21 protein-coding genes are annotated in these 26,079 nt (G+C 38.7%); 11 read left to right on the top strand and 10 right to left on the bottom strand.

Translation table 11 applies throughout. The features are described 5' to 3' along the window. The first annotated feature begins 30 nt into the window (after window positions 1–30). The 4 genes from lipB to CFY84_RS00650 all read left to right on the top strand — a co-directional run bounded on the left by lipB (window position 31) and on the right by CFY84_RS00650 (window position 4,109). Window positions 31–741, top strand: coding sequence for a lipoyl(octanoyl) transferase LipB (gene lipB, locus CFY84_RS00665; protein WP_088822229.1), 711 nt, complete (start codon window positions 31–33; stop codon window positions 739–741). After that, a complete protein-coding gene (locus tag CFY84_RS00660; RefSeq protein ID WP_088822228.1) occupies window positions 716–1,252 on the top strand; it encodes a hypothetical protein in 537 nt (178 codons plus the stop codon). The genes lipB and CFY84_RS00660 overlap by 26 nt, the downstream gene beginning before the upstream one ends. 1 nt (window position 1,253) lies before the next feature. Beyond that, window positions 1,254–2,438, top strand: coding sequence for an iron-containing alcohol dehydrogenase (locus CFY84_RS00655; protein ID WP_088822227.1), 1,185 nt, complete (start codon window positions 1,254–1,256; stop codon window positions 2,436–2,438). 279 nt (window positions 2,439–2,717) lie between these two features. Then, entirely contained in the window at window positions 2,718–4,109 is a 1,392-nt protein-coding gene (locus tag CFY84_RS00650; RefSeq protein ID WP_407640179.1) for an APC family permease, read from the top strand. A gap of 47 nt (window positions 4,110–4,156) precedes the next feature. Here CFY84_RS00650 and CFY84_RS00645 read toward each other — a convergent pair whose 3' ends face one another. The 7 genes from CFY84_RS00645 to rplU form a co-directional block, all read right to left on the bottom strand. Continuing rightward, the gene (locus CFY84_RS00645; protein ID WP_088822225.1) at window positions 4,157–4,630 is read right to left on the bottom strand and encodes a tRNA (cytidine(34)-2'-O)-methyltransferase; all 474 of its coding nucleotides are present in this window, start codon (window positions 4,628–4,630) and stop codon (window positions 4,157–4,159) included. 21 nt (window positions 4,631–4,651) lie between these two features. Further along, window positions 4,652–6,025 (bottom strand): siroheme synthase CysG, encoded by a 1,374-nt coding sequence (gene cysG / locus CFY84_RS00640; protein WP_088823344.1) that lies wholly within the window; start codon window positions 6,023–6,025, stop codon window positions 4,652–4,654. Window positions 6,026–6,076: 51 nt separating this feature from the next. Then, window positions 6,077–7,348: a serine--tRNA ligase gene (serS, locus tag CFY84_RS00635; RefSeq protein WP_088822224.1), complete on the bottom strand. Its 1,272-nt coding sequence runs from the start codon at window positions 7,346–7,348 to the stop codon at window positions 6,077–6,079. 94 nt (window positions 7,349–7,442) lie between these two features. Next, window positions 7,443–8,237: an RsiV family protein gene (locus CFY84_RS00630; RefSeq protein WP_088822223.1), complete on the bottom strand. Its 795-nt coding sequence runs from the start codon at window positions 8,235–8,237 to the stop codon at window positions 7,443–7,445. A 102-nt stretch (window positions 8,238–8,339) separates the two neighbouring features. Then, window positions 8,340–9,038 carry an outer membrane lipoprotein chaperone LolA gene (gene lolA, locus CFY84_RS00625; RefSeq protein ID WP_088822222.1) on the bottom strand — a complete coding sequence of 233 codons (699 nt, stop codon included), beginning with the start codon at window positions 9,036–9,038 and terminating at the stop codon, window positions 8,340–8,342. Between the two features lie 216 nt (window positions 9,039–9,254). Next, on the bottom strand, window positions 9,255–9,512 hold the full coding sequence (gene rpmA, locus CFY84_RS00620) for a 50S ribosomal protein L27 (RefSeq protein WP_088822221.1): 258 nt from the start codon (window positions 9,510–9,512) through the stop codon (window positions 9,255–9,257). An 18-nt stretch (window positions 9,513–9,530) separates the two neighbouring features. Continuing rightward, on the bottom strand, window positions 9,531–9,842 hold the full coding sequence (gene rplU, locus CFY84_RS00615; protein WP_088822220.1) for a 50S ribosomal protein L21: 312 nt from the start codon (window positions 9,840–9,842) through the stop codon (window positions 9,531–9,533). A 351-nt stretch (window positions 9,843–10,193) separates the two neighbouring features. Here rplU and sdsA point away from each other — a divergent pair, with 351 nt between their 5' ends. The 6 genes from sdsA to adeC all read left to right on the top strand — a co-directional run bounded on the left by sdsA (window position 10,194) and on the right by adeC (window position 19,936). Further along, window positions 10,194–11,171, top strand: coding sequence for an All-trans-nonaprenyl-diphosphate synthase (gene sdsA / locus CFY84_RS00610; protein ID WP_088822219.1), 978 nt, complete (start codon window positions 10,194–10,196; stop codon window positions 11,169–11,171). A gap of 8 nt (window positions 11,172–11,179) precedes the next feature. Beyond that, window positions 11,180–13,243: a site-specific recombinase gene (locus tag CFY84_RS00605; protein ID WP_088822218.1), complete on the top strand. Its 2,064-nt coding sequence runs from the start codon at window positions 11,180–11,182 to the stop codon at window positions 13,241–13,243. A gap of 137 nt (window positions 13,244–13,380) precedes the next feature. Next, complete coding sequence (locus tag CFY84_RS00600) at window positions 13,381–13,998, top strand: phosphatase PAP2 family protein (RefSeq protein ID WP_088822217.1); 618 nt, start codon at window positions 13,381–13,383, stop codon at window positions 13,996–13,998. 34 nt (window positions 13,999–14,032) lie between these two features. Continuing rightward, on the top strand, window positions 14,033–15,289 hold the full coding sequence (locus CFY84_RS00595; protein WP_088822216.1) for an efflux RND transporter periplasmic adaptor subunit: 1,257 nt from the start codon (window positions 14,033–14,035) through the stop codon (window positions 15,287–15,289). 13 nt (window positions 15,290–15,302) lie between these two features. Then, the gene (locus CFY84_RS00590; RefSeq protein ID WP_088822215.1) at window positions 15,303–18,476 is read left to right on the top strand and encodes an efflux RND transporter permease subunit; all 3,174 of its coding nucleotides are present in this window, start codon (window positions 15,303–15,305) and stop codon (window positions 18,474–18,476) included. Then, a complete protein-coding gene (gene adeC, locus CFY84_RS00585) occupies window positions 18,476–19,936 on the top strand; it encodes an AdeC/AdeK/OprM family multidrug efflux complex outer membrane factor (RefSeq protein WP_088822214.1) in 1,461 nt (486 codons plus the stop codon). The genes CFY84_RS00590 and adeC overlap by 1 nt, the downstream gene beginning before the upstream one ends. Window positions 19,937–19,959: 23 nt before the next feature. Here the strand turns inward: adeC and CFY84_RS00580 are convergent, their stop codons facing one another. Next, on the bottom strand, window positions 19,960–20,658 hold the full coding sequence (locus tag CFY84_RS00580) for a hypothetical protein (protein ID WP_088822213.1): 699 nt from the start codon (window positions 20,656–20,658) through the stop codon (window positions 19,960–19,962). A gap of 146 nt (window positions 20,659–20,804) precedes the next feature. On the opposite strand from CFY84_RS00580, the gene CFY84_RS00575 reads away from it, so the two are divergent. Continuing rightward, window positions 20,805–23,708 carry a valine--tRNA ligase gene (locus CFY84_RS00575; RefSeq protein WP_088822212.1) on the top strand — a complete coding sequence of 968 codons (2,904 nt, stop codon included), beginning with the start codon at window positions 20,805–20,807 and terminating at the stop codon, window positions 23,706–23,708. Between the two features lie 44 nt (window positions 23,709–23,752). Here the strand turns inward: CFY84_RS00575 and CFY84_RS00570 are convergent, their stop codons facing one another. Continuing rightward, window positions 23,753–25,102, bottom strand: a complete 1,350-nt coding sequence (locus CFY84_RS00570; RefSeq protein ID WP_171289008.1) for an ATP-binding protein — start codon at window positions 25,100–25,102, stop codon at window positions 23,753–23,755. Continuing rightward, window positions 25,099–25,785 carry a response regulator transcription factor gene (locus CFY84_RS00565; protein ID WP_088822211.1) on the bottom strand — a complete coding sequence of 229 codons (687 nt, stop codon included), beginning with the start codon at window positions 25,783–25,785 and terminating at the stop codon, window positions 25,099–25,101. Before CFY84_RS00565 ends, CFY84_RS00570 begins: the two co-directional genes overlap by 4 nt. Between the last annotated feature and the right edge of the window lie 294 nt (window positions 25,786–26,079).

Genomic DNA, 26,079 nt, shown 5'->3' with positions numbered 1-26,079 from the left:
CTTTATTTTTGCCCAACTTTGAAATCTGTCATGAGTCATATAACTAGCTCCTCCTCTGCTTTAATCATTCGCTATTTTGAGCACAATCAAGATTACAGTCTTGTATTCCAAGCGATGAAAGATTTCACCAACCAGCGAAATGAATCGACTGCTGATGAAATTTGGTTAATGCAGCACAACAGCTTGTATACCCAAGGGCAAGCGGGTAAACCTGAACATATTTTGATGGACACAGAGTTGCCTATTGTACAAAGTGACCGTGGCGGTCAAGTCACATGGCATGGACCTGGTCAATTGGTGGCATACTTTTTACTTGATCTGAATCGCTTGGGTTGGAATGTCAGAACCTTAGTCAGCTTCGCTGAACAAATGATGGTTGATCTATTAAATCTGTATCATATCAATGCATATGCTAAAAAAGATGCGCCTGGGGTCTATGTCGATGAACAAAAAATTGGTTCGCTTGGCTTTAAGATTCGTCGTGGGCGAAGTTATCATGGATTCTCTTTGAATATTCACTGTGATCTAAAAGCATTCGACTTTATCAATCCATGTGGTTTTTCTGAATTAAAAATGACCAAATTGCATAGTTTAATATCCTCTGATCATCAACCGACAATAAATATGCTTTATCATGACATTGTGCGTTATTTGCAATGCATGCCTGACTTCCCAAGTATTCGCACCATAGAACATCAACAAGCAGGATATTTCGATGCAACAACATCTTCAGCAAATTAAACCCGCCTTGTATAAAGCATATGTTCAATCGATGATGCAAATCATTGGGCAAGGATTGGTCGCAAGCCAAACGATTGATGCTGAAATCAAAAAAGAATTTTCAGAATTTCCATCAGGTTATATTTTTTCAATGTCGGTCTTCCCGAAACAATGTGCCTTTACGATTCAAGTCCAAGACGATAAGACCCTAAAACTGCTTAATCACACAGATCAAAAACCTGATTTAACCATTACATTCAAACATATTTATCATGCATATATGGTATTTTCATTTCAAGAAAGTACAGCACAAGCCTTTGCCAATGACCGTATGGTCGCTGATGGTGATTTATCCTATGCAATTCGTTTGGTAAGGTGTCTTGATCAAATGGAATCTTTGATTTTACCGAAAGTGATTGCATCTAAAGCAGTGAAAGCCTACCCCGAGCACTTAACATTCAAAGCGAAGCTGTCGTCAGCCAGTAAAATTTACCTTCACATTGCCCAATCATGGTTTAAACGGAGTCGTTAATATGAGCAAAGCCTTTTACGAGTTTTACTGTCCTGTAAAAATCATTGCCGGTCATGCTGCATTAGAAAGTATTCCCTTTGAATTAAGTATTCTTGGTGTTAAACGCCCAATGATTATTACTGACAAAGGCATTCGGGTACATGGGCTTTTACAGCCTGTTGAAGAAGCTTTAGCTGCAGGTGATGTTCATGTAGAAGCTATTTTTGATGATGTACCGCCTGACTCAAGCTTAGAAGTAGTTGCTCAAGCCGCTCAGTTGTTTAGAACACATCAATGTGATGCTATTTTAGCGGTTGGTGGTGGTTCAGTGATTGATACGGCTAAAGCCACGAATATCTTAGTCAGCGAAGGCGGTGATGATTTATTGCAATATGCAGGTGCACATCATTTGACGAAACCATTAAAACCGCTATTTGTTATCCCAACCACATCAGGTACAGGGTCTGAAGCTACAATGATTGCCGTGATTTCAGACCATCAAAAACAAACTAAAGTCGCTTTTGCTTCAAACTATTTAATGCCAAATGCTGCAATTCTTGACCCAAGAATGACATCTACATTGCCGAATCAAATCACAGCTATGACTGCCATGGATGCCATGACCCATGCGATTGAAGCTTATAGCTGTCTTGCAGCCAATCCAATCAGTGATGCTTATGCCACTGCAGCCATTAAAAAGATTAGTACACATATATTCGATGTGATTGATCATCCAAATGATCAATCAAAACGTTTAGAAATTGCTCAAGCATCAACCATGGCCGGCATTGCATTTTCAAATTCAATGGTTGGTTTGGTTCATGCTTTAGGTCATGCTTTAGGTGCCGTTGCCAAATTACCTCACGGCTTATGCATGAACTTATTTTTACCTTATGTGCTTGAATATAATCAATCTGTTAATCAGGCTAAAATCGCTGAGCTGTTATTATATGTTGCAGGTGCTGATGTCTATGCAGCCACGCCTTTAGCTGAACGTAGTCAGCGTACAATTGATACCATTTATGCGATGCGAGACCAATTATTTGATGTCGCACAACTGCCACGTACCCTCAGAGAAACCCGTAAGGTGTCGCAAGATCAATTTGATGATATTGCAAATAAAGCGTTAAATGATGGTTCTATTATTTATAATCCGAAGCAAGCCACACTTGATGATTTAAAAGCAATTTTAAACCGTGCATGGTAAAGCAAATAAACCGTTTACCTGAGTGGGTAAACGGTTTTATTTTTTAATATCAGAAGAATTATAAACAACGCACACTTTGCTTTTACAATTGAATTGAGTCTACAAAATAACCACAAGATATACACAGAATTTGTTAATAAAGCTATTTTTTCCTTACAAACTGCTTTAACTTCATATAAAATTTCGCACCTTACACATTCAAATACGCGGGATCGTTCGTCCTATACGATCCTTAAATTTTTTACTGATCAGTCGATCAGCACTATGAGGATACCGCCGTTGACTAATACAACTGGGACTCAACCGGCAGCTTCACTGCAAAAAACACTTCTTCTTGGACATGTCATTATCATTGGATTGGCTTATATTCAGCCAATGACTTTGTTTGATACTTTTGGGATGGTGTCTGAAGCCAGCATTCACCATGTACCAACATCATACTTTTTTGCCCTGTTAGCCATTTTGTTTACTGCATTAAGTTATGGCAATATGATCCGTAGATATCCATCTTCGGGTTCTGCATATACCTATGTACAGCGCTCAATTCACCCTAATGCTGGATTCATGGTTGGTTGGTCATCTTTACTCGACTATTTACTCAGTCCAATGGTCAATATTTTATTAGCCATGATTTATCTCACGGATATGTTCCCAACCGTAAATCATTGGGTATGGGTCATTGGTTTGACTGGATTTATGACGTGGGTCAATTTAAGAGGCATCAAATTTGTTGCAAACTTGAATGGCTTGATCGTCTTTTTCCAACTATTGGTCATCGCTATTTTTACCTTCTTGGTATTAAAGCACCTATCTGCAGGTGATACCGCACTAAATGCATTGGGTTTAACTCAAACACACAATGCAGAGTTGTGGTCAACTCAACCGCTGTTTAGTGACAACGTTAAAGTCGGTGCCCTCATTACAGGTGCAACCATTCTATGTTTCTCATTCACAGGCTTCGATGCATTAAGCTCGTTGGCTGAAGAAACCAAAGATACAGATAAAACATTACCACGCGCGATCTTTTTAACTGCATTAATTTCAGGTGTCATTTTCATCATTGCCACTTATTTTATGCAGCTGTACTTCCCAGGCGATCCTGCACGCTACTTTGATGATGTTACTGCAACACAGCCTGATATTTTACGTATTGTTGGCGGTGAATTGTTTAAGTCTGTGGTACTAAGCTTTGCAATTGTTACTGTAATGGCGTCAGGTATTTCTGCACATGCCGGTGTGTCACGTTTAATGTATGTGATGGGCCGTGATGGTGTATTTAGCAAGAAATACTTCGGACAAATCAGCACAAAAAATGCTGTACCAAAATTTAATATTATTTTGGTCGGCTTAATTGCCTTATCAGCAGGATTTACTGATTTAGATCATGTAGTGTCATTAATTAGTTTTGGGGCATTAACTGCATTTAGTTTTGTAAACTTATCCGTGATTTCACAATATGCTTTACGGGAAGGACGAACCAAAACACCAAAAGATATTCTAAATTTTGTCATTATTCCAATGCTTGGATTCTTAGCAGTGGGTGCATTATGGTTGCAAATTGACTCTGTTGCATTGAAATGGGGTCTAGTGTGGGCATTCTTTGGTATTTTATTCTTAGGATATAAAACCAAAGGCTTTAAAATTCCACCACCGCAATATCATAATGATTAATTCTGATTGAGATATAAAAAAGCCATCATATGATGGCTTTTTTATATTTAAATGAGTGCTTTAAATCCTTGTTGACGCCATGCTTCATACACAATTACAGCCGTCGCATTGGATAGATTTAAGCTTCTTGAATTGGGTACCATAGGTAACCGAATCCATTGTGTTTCAGGAAACATCAAACGCACTTGTTCAGGTAGGCCACGAGTCTCAGGTCCCATGAGCAATGCAACAGGCCGATTCAAATTCACTGTGTGTGGCATTTCTGAACCTTTGGTGGTAAGAGGAAAAATATGCTCCACACCTTCTGCTGCTAAAAAGTCTAAACACTGTTGCAGGTTATCCCATAATTTCATACGGGCATATTCATGATAATCTAAACCTGCGCGTTTTAATTTTTTATCATCTAATTCAAAGCTTAATGGCTGAATTAGGTGAAGTTGCGCACCTGTATTGGCGCATAAACGAATAATATTGCCTGTATTGCTTGGAATTTCAGGCTCATAAAGCACGACATGAATCACTTAAAATCTCGACTTGTTAATTTACTGCCATTGCAGCTGTGATCTTAATTGAACCACTTCACCAATAATGGTCAGTGTGGGTGCTTGAATATCATGCTCAATAACTTGAGCTGCGATGTTTTTCAACGTACCAACCACCACATGCTGTTCAGGCGTAGTACCTTTTGATATTAACGCCACAGGCATGTCTTCACGTTGTCCGTGTTGAATCAGCTTTTGACAGATCTCTTCTAACCCAATTAACCCCATATATAACACAAGTGTTTGATTTTCATATACCAGCTCTCGCCATGGAAGCTCAGGCGAGCCATCTTTTAAATGGCCTGTTAAAAAGCGTACACTTTGTGCATAGTCACGGTGGGTTAAAGGAATACCTGCATATGCTGAGCAGCCCGATGCTGCAGTAATACCAGGCACCACTTGAAATGAAATATTTTCTTCAAACAGCTCTTGAATTTCTTCACCGCCTCGACCAAAGATAAAGGGATCGCCCCCTTTTAAACGGCATACTCGCTTACCTGCTTTGGCATGTTCAATCAATAGCTGATTAATATTATGCTGAGGAACAGCATGCTTTGCTCGGGCTTTTCCAACATATATTTTTTCTGCATCACGGCGGCATAACTCTAAGATTGGTGCAGAGACTAAACGATCATAAAGTACAACATCAGACTGCTGCATCAAACGTAATGCTTTGAGTGTCAGTAATTCAGGGTCACCCGGACCTGCACCCACCAAATACACTTCACCTGTTGGTGTTTCCCAACAATTTAAAGCATCTTGCATGAGTCTCGTCGCTTTCTCGAGTTGATCATTAAATACATGCTCTTTTAAAGGGCCTGCATATAGATTTTCCCAAAAAATACGGCGTTCATCAGGATTATGAATTTTGGCTTTAACACGTTGTCGCCATTGCCCTGAAAATTCAGCCAACTTACCCATTCCATGTGGAATCAGAGTTTCAAGCTGTGTTCGGATTTGACGTGATAGTACAGGTGATGTGCCATTAGATGCCACCGAGATCACAAGCGGTGAACGATCAATAATTGCAGGAACCATAAATCTGCAATGTGGTATGTCATCTACACTGTTCACCAAAAGATTTCGCGCTTCGCATAAATCAAAGACTTGTCGGTTAACCAATGGCGCATCTGTAGCAGCAATGACAAGTTTGTATGGTAAATTTAGGTCATCTGCAGAAAATGGCTTTTCATTAACACAACCGTGTGAGCTCTTTACAAGCTCGCGTAACTCATCACTAATATATGGTGCAACAATATGAATTATTGCACCTGCTTTATGAAGTAAAAACGCTTTACGATAGGCAATTGCCCCACCACCAACAATTAAACAGATTTGCTGCTTTAATTTGAGTGAAATTGGAAAAATATCCACACTGCCCCCTTTACATTCATTTTGTTTAACATGCATTTATTACAAAATGAATTAATCAATAAAGCTGATTCCACCCATATATGGACGCAATACTTCAGGCACTTCAATTGAGCCATCTGCACGTTGATAATTTTCCATAATTGCAAGTAATGTACGACCTACTGCCAAACCTGAACCATTTAATGTATGAACAAATTCAGTTTTCTTATCTTCATTACGGTATCGTGCTTTCATACGGCGTGCTTGGAAGTCACCTGTATTTGAACAGCTTGATATTTCACGATAAGTATTTTGACTTGGTACCCATACTTCTAAATCATACGTTTTTAACGCGCTAAATCCGATGTCACCACCACATAATAATACTTTGCGGTAGGGTAAATTCAGTGCTTGTAGAATTCCTTCAGCATGTCCTGTCAATTCTTCTAATGCGTCCATAGAATGTTCAGGTTTTACAATTTGCACCATTTCTACTTTGTCAAACTGATGCTGACGAATCAAACCACGTGTATCACGCCCATATGAACCTGCTTCGCTACGAAAACACGGTGTATGTGCTGTATATTTCAACGGCAATCGATCATTATCTATAATTTCATCACGGACAAAGTTAGTGATTGGCACTTCTGCTGTTGGGATAAGGTAAAACTCTTTTTCACCTTGTACTTTAAACAAATCTTCTTCAAATTTAGGCAATTGCCCCGTACCACGTAAACTGTCAGCATTGACTAAATAAGGAACATATGCTTCGGTATAACCATTTTTCAAGGTATGTGTATCTAACATAAATTGTGTTAGTGCACGTTGTAAGCGTGCTAATGGACCCTTAAGGACGCTAAAGCGTGAACCTGTGAGCTTGGTTGCTGTATCAAACTCAAGCCCGCCCATCCACTCACCTAAATCGGTATGATCTTTGATTTCAAAATCAAATGTTTTCGGCTCACCCCAGGTTAAAATTTCGATATTGTCTTGCTCATCTTTACCTTCAGGCACAGAGTCATCAGGTAAGTTTGGAATAGCAAGTAACTTTTGCTCGAGTTCTTTTTGTAATTCGCTTAATGCTGCTTCTGCTGATTTAATCTCATCAGAAATTGCCTGCATGCGTAATAAAATTTCCGACGCATCGCCACCAGATTTCTTTAATTGCCCAACTTGTTTTGCACCCGCATTACGTTCTGCTTGCAAACGCTCTGTGTTTGACTGTAAATCTTTACGACGCGCTTCAAGTGAGTTCCAATCGTCTATATTCAATTGAACACCACGTTTTGCTAAAGCGATATTTACAGCCTCAATATTATTTCTGAGTAATTTAGGGTCAATCATAATCCGTCTAGTTGCTTTGAAAATACTAAAGATAGTGTAAGCGTTTCAATATCCAAAATACAATCAGATTCTTGACCCTATAAAAAGTTCATCCTCATTCCACCTTTTTTACAGGCCCTTGAGGAACATATTGAGGATAAAATAATGTTTTAACTTGATCATAAGGCAAGACCAATTCCGTCATACCCTCTGCATAGGATGCAAGCTCATACAGTGGATAAACAAATACCACGCCTTTATCATCGTAATAGAAATTATCTGTAGGCTCTAAATGACCATGCTGAATACCATGTTCTTCAAGCCATTTCTTATTGGCATGAAACAAAGCACTATAAACATCAACTTGACGTTCTGTTGGGAATAAGTCCGCAAGATGGATACGTTTTTTTTGTGCTAGATCAAATACAATATACTCACGATGGTACATACCATGTGCAGAACCTGCGGTATATAAGTCGGTTTCTAAAACAAAAGTTGCTAACTGATTATTTTGAGAAAGAAAACGGACACTATATGAGTTTTTACTTGTATCTTCTTCTTTCAAATGCGGTGGCGTCGGACGACTGGCTTTGGTGAATGCCATCGGTATATCTTTTTTCAAGCGATCCAAAAAGTAATCGTTCAGCCAATTTACATTGGTTTGAATGGTTTTTACATCGTATTCAGTACACTCATCCGATTCGCAAGCGATTTTCTGTGGCAAGGTTACAGCAAGTGTTTCTGCATGTACTGTTGGAATGTGTTCAGACGCAGCAACTGTACTTGCAACAGCTGATGCTGTGTTGTCTTGCGCAGTTGTATTTTCTTTTTGGCATCCTACCAAGGCATAAGCAAGCCATAAAAAAGTCAGTGGTTTAAAAATACTAATATGTCTTTGTGTTAACAGCATACAAATAACCTAAAATAATTTTGAACCACTATACAAACTTTTTTAAAGCTGCGAAAAGTACAAAAATGTATCTTTAACTAGGATGCCAAACATGAACATCACTTACTGATCAATGATATCAGTACCTTTTGGCGGAACAAAATTAAAGGTTGCTGCTGGAAATTGTGCATTTTTTACGACGTTTTGAAAACGAACTGTAGTGGTTTGACCAAGTGAGTCATTCAAAATCATTAAATCAGGCGTCCCATTGGCGGCAAAACTCAATGTTAAATCTTGGAATGCACTTTCTTTTGATTTTGGAGTTAACGTGTAATAACGCTTACTTTGATCAGGCTGCTTCACTTGATACGACTGCATAATTTGGTTGGTATTGCCAGACAGGAGCAATGCAGGTGTATTCGCCACTTGATCATTCATATTTTGCCGAACTGCTTGTTGTAAATCTGGATCATAGATCCACAAGGTTTTTCCCGCAGCAACAATCAGCTGTTTTGATGGGGAGTAAGTTTCCCAGTAAAATTTACCAGGACGTTCAACTTTCATTACCCCTGTAAAGGTTTGGTTTAAGTGTTGTGCTGCCAAACTTTTCTTTTGTGCAGGTGCTTTTTTACCTACACTTTTGGTGGTTTGCTCAAATTGAGCACTGAAACTTCTTAAACCACCCAACTGAGTAATTAAGCTTTGTGTCGCTTGTTGTTCAGTTGCTGCAACAGGTGCTGCAAACACAGTCATGCTAAGTGCTGGGGATAGTAATGCCAAACTTAAAGTAAGCGTATTCATCGTTTTACGAAAATTGGCCATATCTCACTGACTCCATCATTTTCATTGTTAATCATGGCTTTATATTAACTGAGCATACGGTGTCTTAATATACTGAAAATACAATAATTTGTAGTTTTATACATTGAAATTGTATTGAATCATTCTATTAATGAATAAACTGTGGAATGCCTATTCTGTATCGCATACGCATAAAAAAGCCCGCTCAAAGCGGGCTTTTTAAAACGGCATAATGAATTATGCAGCTTCAACTTTTACATAACGACGGCCAAATTGACCTTTCACTTCAAATTTTACTACGCCATCAGCTGTAGCAAATAAAGTGTGATCACGTCCAATCCCTACGTTTGTACCAGCATGAAATTCTGTTCCACGTTGACGAACAATAATGCTACCAGCACTAATTGTTTGACCACCGTAAACTTTCACACCTAGCATTTTAGGGTTTGAATCACGACCATTACGTGTTGAACCACCAGCTTTTTTGTGAGCCATGTCTATTACTCCTCGTGATTAACCTGAAATTGATGTAATTTTCAACTCAGTGAACCATTGACGGTGACCTTGTTGTTTACGGTAGTGCTTACGACGACGCATTTTTACGATGCGGATTTTGTCGTGACGACCGTGACCAACAACTTCTGCAGTCACTTTAGCACCAGCAACAACTGGAGCGCCAATTTGAATATTATCGCCATTCACAACCATTAAAACATCATCAAATGCAATTGTTGCACCAGATTCAACTTTTAATAATTCAACTTTTAGCGTCTCGCCTTCAACCACACGATGCTGCTTACCACCGCTTTGGATTACTGCGTACATAGGTGTACTCCAACTAACCCGTGTCGTCGTGCCAGTAAAGAAAGATACTGATCTTAAAACGATCGCCACTGGGGATATATAAAGGGAAAGTATTTTAAGTAAAAAAAGACAAAACAACAAGCCTATGATTCAATCTTTTTGTACACAGTACTTAAATTGTCTAAAGTGGCTTTTTTTGTGGCAGATCAAAATTTTTTAAGATGAAAAACACAAGTTTATCAAGCTGCGGTATTTTTATGGTATAAAACAAGCGTTCATGACGCAACATTAAAGATTTACGCAGTTTAGGTACAATCTAAACCTTAACTGTGTCATGAAAATCAAATTAAATGCTTAAAGGTTTTGAAATTTATGGCCATCGACTTCCAGCAAGATATTCTAGCACCTGTTGCTTCAGACTTTGCAGCAATGGATAAATTTATTAATGAAGGCATTAGTTCCAAAGTTGCATTGGTCATGGCTGTGAGCAAACACGTCATTGAAGCCGGTGGTAAACGCATGCGTCCTATTATGTGTTTACTTGCAGCACAAGCATGTGGCGAAACGGATTTATCTAAAGCAAGAAAGCTTGCTGCTGTCATTGAAATGCTTCATACCGCAACACTTGTCCATGATGATGTGGTTGATGAATCTAATTTAAGACGTGGCCGCCCCACTGCCAATGCCACATGGAATAACCAAACAGCGGTGTTAGTGGGTGATTTTTTGATTGCTCGCTCATTTGACCTATTGGTTGATTTAGACAACATGGCGCTACTGAAAGAATTTTCAACTGGTACCTGTGAAATTGCAGAAGGTGAAGTTCTTCAACTCCAAGCACAGCATCAACCTGAAACAACTGAAGAAACTTATTTAGACATTATCTTTGGTAAAACATCACGTTTATTTCAATTGGCTACCGAAGGCTCCGCAATTTTGGCAGGAACACCTGAATACCGAGAAGCACTCAAACAATATGCAGGACATTTTGGAAATGCATTTCAAATCATTGATGACATATTAGATTACACATCTGATAAAGAAACGCTAGGCAAAAATATTGGTGATGATTTAATGGAGGGTAAGCCAACTTTACCTTTAATTGCAGCCCTGAAAAATACATCAGGTGCTGATCATGAGATCATCTATAAAAGTATTGCAACAGGCGGACTAGATGATTTAGAGCACGTGATTCAAATTGTGCAAAACAGTGGTGCTTTAGACTACAGCAGAATGCGTGCACAGGAAGAAACCCAGCAAGCTATTGATGCACTTTCTATTTTACCTGACAGTATTGCACGTAATGCATTGTACCATTTAGCAGAGCTCGCATTAGAGCGTATTCAGTAAGAGTTCCTATGAGAAAGAAGAAAAAATCTTTAAGTCAAATTTTTACGACCATGTCAGTACAGCTTGAATATAATCCTCCTTTACTTGACGAACAACCACTTGTACATTTAGTCAATTATATTCGGCCACAATCTCCACGTAACCCGCAAGAAATTAAGAAAAACTTTTCAGAATTTATTGGTGTTCTAACCAGTGAGCCTAAATATGCCGCTGCGCTCAGAGGCTATATATTGAGGCTGATCACCCAATATAAACAAGCCAACTTATATGCAGACAGTGGCATATTGTCTTTAGATGGCTTTTGGAATCAATTGGGTAAACGCATGATGGCGCATGTATTACCCCCTGTACCAGATTACACCGAGTTAAAGTACTTAATCAGTAAAGTATTTTTTCTTTCAAGTGATAAATATTGGCTTGATGCAATTGAAATAGAACAATGGGAAGTTTTATTTCAATTGCTTAGTGAGTCAGAGCATCAAGCCGAAAAATCTCAAATACAGCAAAATGTCTTAAAAGCGATCAATATCATTAGCTATCGCATTACAGGAATTGGGCTTTTTCCTGAAATCATTTATGCCGACCCGAAACTCAACGAACACGAATCCCCTTTCTTGGCTCAAAATCGGGAAATTGTCGATTTCATTAAACAGTTTAGAGATGTCATTGAGCATCAAAATGAAGTTGGCGTGTATATGCCACCTGATCCAGCTCAAGCCTTTGTGATGATTGAACAATGTCAAGGTGTTGTAAATAGCATCCGTCGTTCAACACGGCGTATCGGCGTCAGCTTAACACTGACCTATTTGTTAACTGTACTTGAACAAAGTTTAGAACGTCTAGAATCGTTATTAAAAGCTATTCATGATGATCCAACGATTCGACATCAAGCAATACGTCATTTACTCCATGATTTAGTCAGAGCCAACCACAGTGAAAAACGTGTTGGTGCATTACTATCTGCCAATAGTGAACTTCTTGCACTTCAAGTGACTGAAAATGCAAGTAAAACGGGTGAAAACTATGTAAGTACAGATAAGAAAGGCTTCTTTTCAATGTACAAAGCAGCAGCTGGCGCTGGTTCTATTATTGCCATGATGTCGATCATCAAAATCCTATTGGCCAGATTGTCGCTTGCACCAATTTTACATGCCTTTACGTACAGCATGAATTACAGTTTAGGTTTTGTTTTAATTCATATTTTACATTTTACTGTTGCTACCAAACAGCCTGCCATGACTGCTGCTGCATTGGCATCAACCGTACAACAACGTAAAGGCTCCAAAACAACACAATTGGCTGAATTGGCAGGCTTAATTGTTAATATTATTCGTACCCAATTTATTGCCATTTTAGGTAATATTTCTGTTGCTATTCCAGTCGCTGCCATTTTGACTTTAGCATGGCCAACATTATTTGGTAGCGCGCTTTTAAGTAATGCTAAGGCAGCAAGTTTATTACATACACTTGATCCATTTACCTCATTGGCAGTTCCTCATGCAGCAATTGCTGGGGTCTGTTTATTCCTGTCAGGGCTTATTGCTGGTTATTTTGACAATATGGCAATTTACCGCCGTATAGGTCCACGTTTAAAACACCACAATGGCTTACGCAAATTTTTAGGTGAAAAAAGACAAAATAGATTTGCTGACTATATAGAACGCAATTTAGGTGCAATTTCAGGGAATTTTATCTTCGGCATTATGCTTGGCAGCATGAGTACTGTCGGATTTATTTTAGGTCTTCCACTCGATATTCGTCATATTGCCTTTGCATCAGCCAATTTAATTCAAGGTTTAATGAGTGTCAGTGGTGTGCCTGACATTGGATTAATTTTGGTTTCTATTTTTGGGGTCATGATGATTGGTTTAACCAACCTATTTGTCAGTTTTACGCTCACCATTATTGTTGCGCTCCGTTCTAGACGCGTTCGATATGAACAATGGAAACCATTGGCTAAACTTGTTGTAACCCATTTCTTTACTCGTCCAAGCGATTTTTTTTGGCCGCCAAAGAAAGATGAGCCATCTTTTAATGACGTAAATCAAACACAAAAAAAGAACAACAGTTAGTTTTTATCAGTTATAGTTTTGTGAGCAGTATACAATCTATTAATTAGAATTAAAAAATGTCACTTGAAAATAAGTGTACTGCTGAGTACACTTATTTTACTTAATTACAATTAGCACGAAGAATATAGGTGTAATACATGCCGTATTACTTATTAGCACTAGGTTTAACCCTTCTATTGATCGGGGTATTCATCTTTCATGTTGAGTCATTGCATTCGCTTGACCAAAATTTAATGATGATTGCTGAGCATCACCGTGTAGATTGGTTGAATCCGATTGCAATAACCTTGTCTAAACTTGGCGGTATGCCCGCCATGTTAGTGTGCTGTGCGTTGCTGATTTGCTGGCTTTTATTCAAGAAAAAAACCAATGCCGCCCTCTATTTATGCATCTCTTTTATCGGTGCAGGAAGCTTAGGTTGGGTGTTTAAGTTTATTATTGACCGAACTCGACCAGATATGGTCATGCATCTTGTTAAAAGTTATGGATCCTCTTTTCCAAGTGCCCACAGCATTTATGCAGCAGCAATTTCGTGCTTTGTTGCCTTATTTATTGTTTACGAAAAACATATTCCATCCAATCTGGCGACAACTGCTTTAGTTGTCGTTTTTGCTTGGACGATCTTTATGGGAGCCTCCCGTGTTTACTTGGGCGTACATTATCCGTCAGATGTACTCGCTGGTTGGGGAATAGGTTATATCTGGGTTTCGTTGCTCTATTTGTTTCACAATAGGGATAAAGTATTTAGAAAATGAAATTTAAATTAAAAATCAAAATAGAGGTGAAGTAATGAGGTCAGCTAAAATTTGGGCACCGACAACACTGAGTGCTTGTGCTTTGGCGATTAGCCTAGCACTGACCGGATGTGGTAAAGATGATTCAAAGAATGCGAATGGTGGTCAAGGTCAAAAAGCCCCTGCCCCTGAAGTTGGCGTGATCACAGCACAACCGCAAGCTGTTGAACAAACAATTACCCTGCCTGGGCGAACAACTGCCTATCAAATTTCTGAAGTAAGGCCACAAACAAGTGGCCTTATTCTACGTCGTTTATTCACAGAAGGCAGTTATGTTCGTGAAGGACAAGCGCTTTATGAGCTTGACTCTCGAACCAACCGTGCCACTGTAGATAATGCCAAAGCTGCTATGCTACAACAAAAGGCCAATTTGGCAGCATTACAAACCAAATTAAACCGTTACCGTCAATTGGTTTCAATTAATGCTGTTTCAAAACAAGATTATGATGATCTTGTTGGACAAGTTAAAGTTGGACAAGCACAAGTAGAAGCTGCGCAAGCGCAGATCCGAAATGCAGAAATTGATCTTGGCTACTCAACCATCCGCTCACCAATTTCAGGCCAATCTGGTCCGTCTACAGTGACAGCGGGTGCATTAGTGACAGCCAATCAAACCAATGCTTTGGTTTCTATTCGTCAGCTTGACCCAATTTATGTAGACATCAACCAGTCAAGCACTGAGTTAATTCGTTTACGTCAAAGTTTAAGTCAAGGTAAAGTCGATCGTAGCAACAATGCTAAAATCAAGCTTAAACTTGAAGATGGTAGCTACTACCCAATCGAAGGTACACTTGCATTCTCTGATGCCAATGTGAGCGAAGATACAGGTACTGTAACGATTCGTGCGATTTTCCCAAATCCAAAGAACCTATTGCTACCAGGCATGTATACACAAGCTGAAATTGCACAAAGTGTCATTCCAAATGCTTACCTAGTTCCACAACGTGCTGTGAATCGTACGCCATCTGGACAAGCTGTTGTATTGGTTGTCAATCAAAAAGGCGTGATTGAAACACGTCCGATTGAAACTGTTGCTGCAAAAGGCAAAGATTGGATTGTGAACAAAGGCTTAACAGCAGGTGATCGAATTATTGTTGAAGGTATTGCCAAAGTGAAAGAAGGTATGGAAGTTAAAACAAAACCGTACCAACCTGCGCCAGAAAATGGTGCTGCACCACAACAACCTCAACAAAATAAAGAAGCATCTAGCACAGCCCAATCAGCTGATAACAACTCAAAATCAGCAGCTTAAAGGGTAGGATATTATGGCTCGTTTTTTTATACACCGCCCCATTTTTGCATGGGTCATTGCGCTTGTAATTATGCTGGCAGGGATCATATCTCTGTTGAGAATGCCAATTTCTCAATATCCAGCAATTGCACCACCTAAAATTTCTATTTCTGCAGTGTATCCAGGTGCATCTGCTGAAACTATTGAAAACACAGTGACCCAGGTCATTGAACAACAAATGAATGGCTTAGATGGCTTGCGTTATATTAACTCAACCAGCTCTGCCACAGGTTCTGTTAGCATTGATGTGAACTTTAACCAAGGTGTTGATGCGAACATTGCACAAGTTCAAGTGCAAAATAAGATGCAAACTGCATTAGCATCATTGCCTGAATCTGTGCAACGTCAAGGTGTGACCATTAAAAAATCTGGTGCAAGCTTCTTACAAGTTGTTGCATTTTTTTCACCAGATAAATCGTTAAGTGGTAACTTTGTACGTGACTATGTAAACAGCCAAATTTTTGACCCGTTAAGCCGTGTTCGTGGCGTCGGTGAAGTACAAGTATTTGGTGGTTCATATGCAATGCGTGTTTGGCTTGATCCAGCAAAATTGACAAGCTATAACTTAACGCCAATTGATGTTTCAACAGCAATTCAAGCACAAAATACGCAAGTTGCTGGTGGTCAAGTTGGTGGTGCACCTGCTAAACCAGGACAAGTCATTAATGCCACTATTAATGCGCAAAGCTTATTACAAACACCTGAAGAATTTGAGAATATTATTCTTAAAAACAATGGTGGTGCTATTGTTCATTTACGTGATGTTGCGCGTGTTGAAATGGGATCATCTGATTATTCATTTGATTCAAAATATAATGGCAGCCCAGCGGGTGGTATTGCTATTCGTTTATCAACAGGTGCGAATGCGCTTGATACAGCAAAAGCTGTTGAAAGCACGCTTGAAAAATTAAGAGAAAACTACCCTTCTGGTTTAAAAGATGCAATTGCATTTGATACAACGCCTTTCGTTAAGCTTTCTATCAAAAACGTTGCAACCACACTGATTGAAGCCATTATTTTAGTATTTATTGTCATGTTCTTGTTCTTACAGAACTGGCGTGCAACAGTGATTCCAACCCTTGCTGTTCCTGTGGTTGTACTTGGAACATTTGCTGTTATTTCTTTATTTGGCTTCTCAATTAACACACTGACCATGTTTGCCATGGTACTTGCGATTGGTCTTTTGGTCGATGATGCGATTGTAGTGGTTGAGAACGTTGAACGGGTCATGGCTGAAGAGCATCTCGACCCTGTGACTGCGACTGAAAACTCAATGGCGCAAATTACAGGTGCGTTGGCTGGTATTACCACCGTTTTGACCGCTGTGTTTGTACCAATGTCTTTCTTTAGTGGTACAACAGGTGTGATTTATAAGCAATTCTCGATTACTCTAGCAACCGCTATGATTTTATCGTTAGTTGTCGCTTTAACCTTTACCCCTGCCCTATGTGCGACCATCTTAAAGCAGCATGAAAAAGATCAACCTGAAAGTAAATCTCCAGTTGCTCGTTTCTTTAGATGGTTTAATAATGCCTTTGAAAAGCTGACTGAACGCTATGGTCGTGGTGTTAACCATTTAACACATCACCGTGTTTTATCTGGTATTTTGTATATCGTTATTATTGTGGTGTTGGGCTTGTTTATTAAAAGCTTACCAACAGCCTTTTTACCAGATGAAGATCAGGGTACGATTATTACCTTGGTGCAATTACCACCAAGTGCCAGCTTAGAACGTACAGATGATACCCTTGCCAAAATCACTGACCACTTTATGAAAGAAAAAGACAGTGTAGAAGGCGTATACAGTGTCTCTGGCTTCTCGTTTACAGGACAAGGGCAAAACCAAGGTATTTTGTTCATCAATTTAAAAGATTGGGCAAAACGTAAAACACCTGAAACACAAATTGGTGCCGTCATTTCACGTGCTATGGCGTTAAATGGGCAAATTGAAGATTCAACTTTAATTTATCCATTACAGTTACCGTCTATGCCTGAACTTGGTACAAGCCAAGGCTTCTCTTTCATCCTAACCGATGTGAATGGTCAAGGGCATGAAAAACTGCTTGCAGCTCGTAATACTATTTTAGGTTTAGCAGCTCAAGATAAACGTTTAACAGGTGTCCGTCCAAATGGTATGGAAGATACACCGCAATACACCATCTCTATTGATAATGCGAAAGCAGGCAGTATTGGTGTAAGTCTAGCTGATATTAACAACACCATGAGCATTGCTTGGGGTGGTAGTTATATTAATAACTTCCTTGACCGTGGTCGTGTGAAGAAAGTATATGTACAAGGTGATTCTGGTTCTCGTATGGTGCCTGAAGACTTAAACCAATGGTATGTACGTAATACAGCAGGCAACATGGTACCGTTCTCTGCATTTGCTTCAGGTCACTGGTCATATGGTTCGCCAAGCTTAACGCGTTATAACGGCGTATCATCGATGGAGATTCAAGGCTTACCTGGTCAAAATGTAAGTTCGGGTGATGCAATGATGGCCATGGAAGAGATCATGCAGAAGTTACCATCAATGGGCTTAACTGGCTTCTCTCATGAGTGGACAGGGATTTCTTTAGAAGAAAAAGAATCTGGCTCTCAAGGTGTTTACTTATACGCTTTATCATTGCTGATTGTCTTCTTATGTCTTGCAGCACTTTATGAAAGCTGGTCTGTACCGTTTTCGGTATTACTTGTTATTCCAATCGGGATTATTGGTGCTGTTGCATTAACATACTTTGGATTTACGATCTTGGGTAATCCAAACTTAGCAAACAACATTTATTTCCAAGTTGCGATTATTTCGGTCATTGGTTTAGCGTCCAAAAACGCCATTTTGATTGTAGAATTTGCTAAAGAACTGCAAGAAAAAGGTGAAGAATTATTTGAAGCAACACTTCATGCTTCAAGAATGCGTTTACGTCCAATTATTATGACATCACTTGCTTTTGGTTTTGGTGTTGTACCGCTGACTATTTCAAGTGGTGCTGGTGCTGGTAGCCAACACTCAGTCGGTTATGGTGTATTAGGCGGCGTAATCAGTTCATGTATACTTGGTATCTTCTTTATTCCTGTATTCTTTGTCTGGATTCGCAGTATATTCAAATATAAACCAAAAAATGAAAACACACAGGAGCAGAAATCGTGATGCAACATATATGGTCTATTACAGGTCGTAGTCTTGCAGTCTCCACACTTGCGCTTGCTTTGGCTGCTTGCCAAAGCATGCGTGGGCCAGAGCCTGTGGCGAAATCAGACATCCCATCCGACTATGCCTCGCAACATAATGCAGGAAAATCTATTGCAGAACAGGGCTATAAAGACTTTTTTGCAGATCAACGTTTAACGCAAGTTATCGACTTGGCATTAAATAATAACCGTGATTTACGCACTGCTATTTTGAATATCCAAAAAGCACAAGCGCAGTACCGGATTACGCAAAACAATCGTTTACCTACACTTGATGGTACAGGATCTTTTACGCGACAAAATAATCAATTTCAATTTGGTGAGTACAAACCTATCAGTATCTATTCAGCGACTGTTGGGATTACCTCATATGAATTAGACTTTTGGGGTCGTTTAAAAAGCTTAAAAGATGCTGCTTTAGACAATTACTTAGGTTTGCAAAGTACACGTGATGCCACACAAATTAGTTTAATTAGCCAAGTATCAGAAGCATGGCTTAGCTACTCTTATGCCAATGCAAGTTTAAAATTGGCTGAAGATACGCTAAGAACACAACTCGATGCATATAAGCTGAATAAAAAACGTTTTGATGTCGGGATTGACAGTGAAGTACCTTTACGTCAAGCACAAATCTCAGTTGAAACAGCTCGTGCAGATGTAGGTAACTACAAAACACAAGTAGCGCAAGCGCGTAATGCACTGAATCTATTGGTTGGCCAACCTGTGTCTGAAAGTTTACTGCCAAAAGAGACAGTCACAAAAATCAGCAACGAAACTGTATTTGCGACAGGTCTAAGCAGTGACTTACTTTATAACCGTCCAGATATTCAGCAATCTGCTTATGCATTGAGCGCAGCAGGTGCCAACATCGGTGCGGCAAAAGCACAGCTCTTCCCTACCATTAGCTTAACCAGTACCGCAGGCTATGGTTCAACTGACCTATCTAGCTTATTTAGATCTGGATCATTTGTGTGGTCGTTTGCACCATCACTCAATCTACCGATTTTTGATTGGGGCACACGTAAAGCAAATATAAAAATTTCTAAAGTTGAGCAAGAAATTGCATTATCAACATATGAAAAAACCATTCAAACGGCATTTAAAGAAGTTAGCGATGCACTTGCAACGCGTGAAAACTTAGATGAACGTTTACAAGCACAACGTGCTTTGGTGAAAGCAACAAATCGTACATATGATTTATCAAGTGCAAGATACCGTGCAGGTATTGATGGTTACTTAACTGTCTTGAACTCACAAAAAGATGCATATGCAGCAGAACAATCGTTGCTTGCATTACAACTGATTGCACTTAACAATCAAATTGAACTGTATAAAACGCTAGGCGGTGGTGTCAAAGCATATACTGCAGATCAAACTTACCACCAGCAATCAAGTTTAGAAAAACACTACCAAAAGTAAGTGTTTGGTCTTTAAAAAGAGCTCTATGATGAGCTCTTTTTATTGTCTGTTTGAAGAAAACTTAAAAAGTGGTCGATGTAATGTGGTGCTGACTCGATATGAACTTCTTTCCCTAATGCTGCAAGACGCTTATAGGCCATATTGGTACTGACTTGAATCGCACCGTTTAATGTTTTATTGACTATAAAATTAAATTTCAATAGTGTCTTTGGCGTTCGAACCAACTGATCTACACCAGCATCAATAATTTTATTTAAACAGATAAATGCATCAGGTATCGATGCCGCCTGCCCGTCTCTTACTTCATCAATTTTTGTAAAAGCTTCATCTACAAGTACATCATCTACAGCATAACGAATAAAAACCTGTTTCTCTTGATGTACAATTAATTGAGAAAAATATTCAACTAAAGGTACTAAACGTTCATTGCTAATCAAAGCAATCGACCAAGGTAAGTATTTTTTACATGCTGCTAATACATGATCAATCACTTTTTCAGAATCTTTCGCCATTTGTTGACGATCTGCTTGTAAAGAGCGTGCTTTTTGACGTTCTAAAAGCTGAATAAATACTTGCTCAATGACCTGTACAGAGGCATCGGCTAAAACTTCACCAAGCTCATGCGCTAATTTATCTTTAGAACTTTCATTTAATTGTGCTTCTACATACTTAAACTTGTCATAAGTTGCTGTATCTATGGCTAAATAAACCGCATGTGACATGATTTAACACCCTATAGTAATTAATTCGACCTGATCGCATTATAAATTGTATGCGTACTTACAACGCAAACAGACATGTTCTGCTCAGGATTATTTTTTTTTGCTACAATAGCAGTAATTTAAAATTTTATTTTGACCTGTTTATTATGACTGACTCACACGCTACTTCAGCTCAAAACATTGCAACAACGTATGATCCGACAGAGATCGAGAAAAAATGGTACAAAACATGGGAAGATCATGGCTATTTTAAGCCATCAGGTCAAGGAGATTCCTTTTGTGTCATGATTCCACCACCCAATGTCACGGGCAGTTTACATATGGGGCATGGTTTCAATAATACAGTCATTGATGCTTTTACCCGTTATCAACGAATGATGGGTAAAAATACATTATGGCAACCAGGCACTGACCATGCCGGTATCGCAACCCAAATGGTGGTAGAACGTCAATTGGCTGCTGAAAATATCAGCCGTCATGACCTTGGACGCGAAAAGTTTATTGAAAAAGTTTGGGAATGGAAAGAACAATCAGGTGGTCATATCACCAAACAAATTCGAAGACTTGGCTCATCTGTCGATTGGTCACGTGAACGCTTCACCATGGACGATGGTTTATCACATGCAGTAAAAGAAGTCTTTGTTCAATTGCATGAACAAGGCTTAATTTATCGTGGTAAGCGCTTGGTGAATTGGGATCCAAAGTTTCAAACAGCATTGTCTGATCTTGAGGTCGAAAACCACGAAGAAAAAGGTTCGCTTTGGCATTTTAAATATTTCTTTGAAAATGAATCACTCACGACATCCAATGGACTGAACTATTTAGTCGTAGCAACCACACGTCCAGAAACATTATTCGGTGATAGTGCTGTTGCTGTTCATCCGACAGATGAGCGCTATCAGCATTTGATTGGTCAACATATTGTATTACCAATCAGTGGCCGCTTAGTTCCCATTATTGCTGATGAGTATGTCGAAAAAGATTTTGGAACCGGCTGTGTTAAAATCACACCAGCACATGACTTTAACGACTATGAAGTTGGAAAACGTTGCCAACTGCCGTTAATTAACATTTTTAACAAATATGCTGAAGTGTTGGCTGAATTTGAATATATTGAAAAAGCGGGTCAAAATATTTCAAAAACCATTCCAGCACCAGCCGATTATATTGGTTTAGAGCGTTTTGAAGCACGTAAAAAGTTAGTAGTGCAAGCAGAACAAGAAGGATGGCTTGAAAAAATTGAACCATACGACCTAAAAGCACCACGAGGTGATCGTTCAGGTGTCATTGTCGAACCACTACTTACCGATCAATGGTATGTAAAAATTGCACCACTTGCTGAACCTGCTGTTGAAGCGGTTAAAGATGGTCGCATCAAATTTGTTCCTGAACAATATACCAACATGTATATGTCTTGGATGAATAACATTCAAGATTGGTGTATTTCTCGCCAACTGTGGTGGGGACATCGTATTCCAGCTTGGTATGATGCTGACGGCAATGTATATGTTGGCCGTGATGAAAACGAAGTCCGCCAAAAACATAATTTAGGTGCAGATACGTCACTGTCTCAAGATGAAGATGTCCTTGATACATGGTTCTCATCAGGATTATGGACATTTTCAACATTGGGTTGGACAGGTGATGCAGCCAAAGATGCCCAAAATGAAATTTTAAAAACCTTTCACCCAACTGATCTGTTGGTTACAGGCTTTGATATTATTTTCTTCTGGGTTGCTCGCATGATCATGATGACCATGCATTTTATGAAGCAAGCTGATGGCTCTCCACAAATTCCATTTAAAACTGTATATGTGCACGGTTTAGTTCGGGATGGTGAAGGACAAAAAATGTCTAAATCAAAAGGAAATGTACTTGATCCTTTAGATTTGATTGATGGCATTGACCTTGAAGGCCTAGTAAAAAAACGTACTTTTGGCTTAATGAATCCAAAACAAGCTGAGAAAATTGAGAAAGCAACCCGTAAAGAATTTCCTGAAGGAATTAGTTCATACGGTACAGATGCTGTTCGCTTTACTTTCTGTGCACTGGCCAACACTGGTCGTGATATTAAATTTGATCTCAAGCGTGTTGAAGGTTATCGCAATTTCTGTAACAAGATTTGGAATGCAACGCGCTTTGTTTTGATGAATGTCGAAGGACAAGAGATTGCCGAACAGGCACAACCTGAATTATGGGAACTGCCAGAACAGTGGATCATTAGTCGTTTACAACAAGCTGAAGCTCAAGTCCATCAAGCATTTGCTACATATCGTTTAGACTTAGCCGCTCAAGCGATTTATGAATTCATTTGGAATGAATATTGTGATTGGTATGTCGAACTGACTAAACCTGTGTTAAATGATGTTGATGTATCAAGTGCACGTAAAGCTGAAGTTCGCCGTGTATTATTAAGCGTATTAGAATCTGCTTTACGACTGGCTCATCCTTTAATGCCATATTTAACAGAAGAAATTTGGCAAACACTTGCGCCAATGCTAGGTCGTGAAGGTAAAACCATCATGACTGCAGCATATCCAATTTCAGATGCAAGCAAAATTAATGAGCAAGCAGAAGCTGATATGAGTTGGCTACAAGGCTTAATTGGTGCGGTTCGAAATATTCGTGGTGAAATGGGATTAGGTAATGCACGTTTATTACCTGTGTTATTAAAAAATATTTCAACCACAGAGCAAACTCGTATTGAGCGTATTGAGCCACTCTTTAAAGCACTTGCAAAAGTTGAAAGTATTGAGTTTTTAGCAGATCAAGAAGAACCACCATTGTCTTCATCAAGTGTAGTTGGCCATGCGTCTGTCTTTGTACCCATGAAAGGTTTAATTGATCCTAAAGCTGAATTAGGGCGTCTGCAAAAAGACCTCGACAAAATTCAGAAACAATATGATCAAATTGCCAATAAACTGAGCAATGAAGGCTTCGTCAAAAAAGCACCTCCTGCTGTTGTTGAAGGTGAAAAAGCCAAATTGGCAGAATTCACGCAGCAGCTTGAAAAAGTACGCCATAACATGGAACAAATCGCAAATCTATAAATACAAAGGGGCTCATGATTGAGCCCCTTTTTTAAATTTATATTTTAAATAGCATTCACGGCCTGAAGTTCATTTAAATGTAAGTTGATTGGCGCCACCACCACAACTTTTAATCCGCCTAAATCTTGGCTTTGGTCAAATGATAATTGCCCACCAACACGTTGGATGGCTTTTTGTACAATTGACAACCCCAGTCCACTGCCCACCTCTAAATGATGATGAACACGATAAAAGCGTTTTAATACAGCTTCATATTGCTCTTTTGGAATACCAGGGCCGCTGTCTTCAATACAAAGTACGGCTTTTCCAGCTTTCGGATAGACAGAAATATTAATCACCCCTGAATGAGGTGTGTACTTAATTGCATTATCAATTAAATTATAAATAATGGAATGCAGTGTAGGCTCATAACTTTGCACATGAATTTCTTCATTACGCTCAAAACCTAAATCAATATTTTTTTCCATAGCCAAATTCATCAATTGCTCAACACAATTTAAGGCCACTTGATTTAAAGACACTTTTTTAGGCTGCTCTAAAACATGTAATGATGTATCTTGTTTGGCTAAAGCCAATAATTGACTGACTAAATGTTGAATTCGCGCTAAGCCTTTGTTTAAATTAATCAAAGCAACATTGTCTGGAAAATCTCTCAGTAAAATTTTAGTCTGTAAATTTAATGCGGTTAAAGGTGTTCTGAGCTCATGAGCGGCATCAGCAATAAACTGTTTTTGCTCTTGCTGTGTTTTACAAATACGATCAAATAAATAATTAATTTCATGAATTGCAGGTAACAATTCAATCGGATAATGCGCATCGCTCACATGACTAAGCTCACTTGAATCACGCTGTGCAAGCTCGCTTTTTAAATCATCAAGCGGTTTTAAACTACGTTTTATCATGCAGACAATAATCAACATCACAAAAGGCATAATTAAAATAAATGGCAAAACCATACTGCCTGCCAACTCTAATGCCAATACCTCTCTGACTTTACGATGTTGACTAATTTGAACTTGATAATCTTTTGCTGGCAATACATAGGTATACCATGTGCCACTATCTGTTTCATGTTGATAAAAACCTGCTTTTTTGACCTGTGGTACAAGTAAAGGGTTTTTTTCAAGCTCTTCTAAATCATCATATGACCAAATATCAATAAACAGCTCTTCTTGTTCTTTTTTTGGGTCAAGATTCAATTGGCTGTGGGTGTTTCTAAGCTCTAGAATAGTTGCCCGACTGGCTAGAAATTCCATTTGTGCATCTAAAATCCGTGTTAGCTCTTTCATGGCAATATGGTATGTTGAAAACATCAACACACCTGCCACAATCACACTTAATAACGATGTCATTACAATTAAGCGTGTATTGAGTGAACTCCGTTTTTTGTTCATGCTTGATCCTGATGATGACCAAGGCGGTAGCCCAACCCCCGTATTGTACGGATAAAGTCTTTTCCTAATTTTGTTCTTAAATGATGAATGTATACTTCAATGGTATTACTTGATACTTCACTGTCAAAATCATATAACTTATCCTCTAAATTGGCTTTAGAAAATATTTTATTTGGATGGGTCATAAGTGGTGTTAAAATTGCCCACTCACGATTTGACAGCTCTATAATTTGCCCTTTATATTTTGCAATATGTTGTTCTACATCTAAAATAAGCTGACCATTGGTTAAAATCTTATCACCCAATACAGTTTGTGCTTCCAAGCCAATTCGGCGCAATAAAGCATGGATTCTTGCCAATAATTCTTCAAACTCATAAGGTTTGATTAAATAATCATCTGCACCTTGATTCAATCCATCTACACGATTTTCAAGTTGATCTCTCGCAGAAATAATCAAAACTGGAATCTGAGTTTTTTGACGCACTTGTTTTAAAACTTGCATACCATCCATCATCGGTAAGCCAAGATCTAATAAAATTAAGTCAAATTGTTGTTTAGATAGCTCAGATAAACCATCCAATCCATTGTTAAACCATTCAACATCAAAACCATGGTATTTCAACAACGTAATGGTCGACTCTGCGATCATAAAGTCATCTTCGATGATGAGTATTTTTGTCATGAACGTTACATGCTCTCTAAATGGTTGAGCTATCACAATACGACAGCATATTTAAACTGAGATTAATTCATCTTAATTTGTGTAAAAAATTTTTAATAAATTAAGAAAACACTGTCAATTAATAATTTTATATTGCATGTTTTATAAATTCTATAACTTATTGTTATTTAATTGGGCAGAATGAAGCACGCCACTGCTTATTGTTTTATTTTTAGCCTAGATTCACTTTAATATGATTATTTTAAAATGCAATAGAATTTGTGTTTTGCCTATTTTCGACATTATTCTTGGTTT

The organism is Acinetobacter apis (assembly GCF_900197575.1).
Lineage (GTDB): Bacteria > Pseudomonadota > Gammaproteobacteria > Pseudomonadales > Moraxellaceae > Acinetobacter > Acinetobacter apis.
The sequence above is the reverse complement of the archived record's forward strand: the minus strand, read 5'-3'. Positions and strand labels throughout refer to the sequence as shown.

Bases quoted from the DNA above. Each gene is read 5' to 3' on its own strand.
- CFY84_RS00655 (WP_088822227.1), top strand. From the start codon at position 1,254: ATGAGCAAAGCCTTTTACGAGTTTTACTGTCCTGTAAAAATCATTGCC.
- adeC (WP_088822214.1), top strand. From the start codon at position 18,476: ATGCAACATATATGGTCTATTACAGGTCGTAGTCTTGCAGTCTCCACA.
- lipB (WP_088822229.1), top strand. From the start codon at position 31: ATGAGTCATATAACTAGCTCCTCCTCTGCTTTAATCATTCGCTATTTT.
- CFY84_RS00595 (WP_088822216.1), top strand. From the start codon at position 14,033: ATGAGGTCAGCTAAAATTTGGGCACCGACAACACTGAGTGCTTGTGCT.
- sdsA (WP_088822219.1), top strand. From the start codon at position 10,194: ATGGCCATCGACTTCCAGCAAGATATTCTAGCACCTGTTGCTTCAGAC.
- CFY84_RS00570 (WP_171289008.1), bottom strand. From the start codon at position 25,102: ATGAACAAAAAACGGAGTTCACTCAATACACGCTTAATTGTAATGACA.
- rpmA (WP_088822221.1), bottom strand. From the start codon at position 9,512: ATGGCTCACAAAAAAGCTGGTGGTTCAACACGTAATGGTCGTGATTCA.
- lolA (WP_088822222.1), bottom strand. From the start codon at position 9,038: ATGGCCAATTTTCGTAAAACGATGAATACGCTTACTTTAAGTTTGGCA.
- rplU (WP_088822220.1), bottom strand. From the start codon at position 9,842: ATGTACGCAGTAATCCAAAGCGGTGGTAAGCAGCATCGTGTGGTTGAA.
- serS (WP_088822224.1), bottom strand. From the start codon at position 7,348: ATGATTGACCCTAAATTACTCAGAAATAATATTGAGGCTGTAAATATC.
- CFY84_RS00605 (WP_088822218.1), top strand. From the start codon at position 11,180: ATGAGAAAGAAGAAAAAATCTTTAAGTCAAATTTTTACGACCATGTCA.
- CFY84_RS00630 (WP_088822223.1), bottom strand. From the start codon at position 8,237: ATGCTGTTAACACAAAGACATATTAGTATTTTTAAACCACTGACTTTT.
- CFY84_RS00590 (WP_088822215.1), top strand. From the start codon at position 15,303: ATGGCTCGTTTTTTTATACACCGCCCCATTTTTGCATGGGTCATTGCG.
- CFY84_RS00600 (WP_088822217.1), top strand. From the start codon at position 13,381: ATGCCGTATTACTTATTAGCACTAGGTTTAACCCTTCTATTGATCGGG.
- CFY84_RS00660 (WP_088822228.1), top strand. From the start codon at position 716: ATGCAACAACATCTTCAGCAAATTAAACCCGCCTTGTATAAAGCATAT.
- CFY84_RS00565 (WP_088822211.1), bottom strand. From the start codon at position 25,785: ATGACAAAAATACTCATCATCGAAGATGACTTTATGATCGCAGAGTCG.
- CFY84_RS00575 (WP_088822212.1), top strand. From the start codon at position 20,805: ATGACTGACTCACACGCTACTTCAGCTCAAAACATTGCAACAACGTAT.
- CFY84_RS00580 (WP_088822213.1), bottom strand. From the start codon at position 20,658: ATGTCACATGCGGTTTATTTAGCCATAGATACAGCAACTTATGACAAG.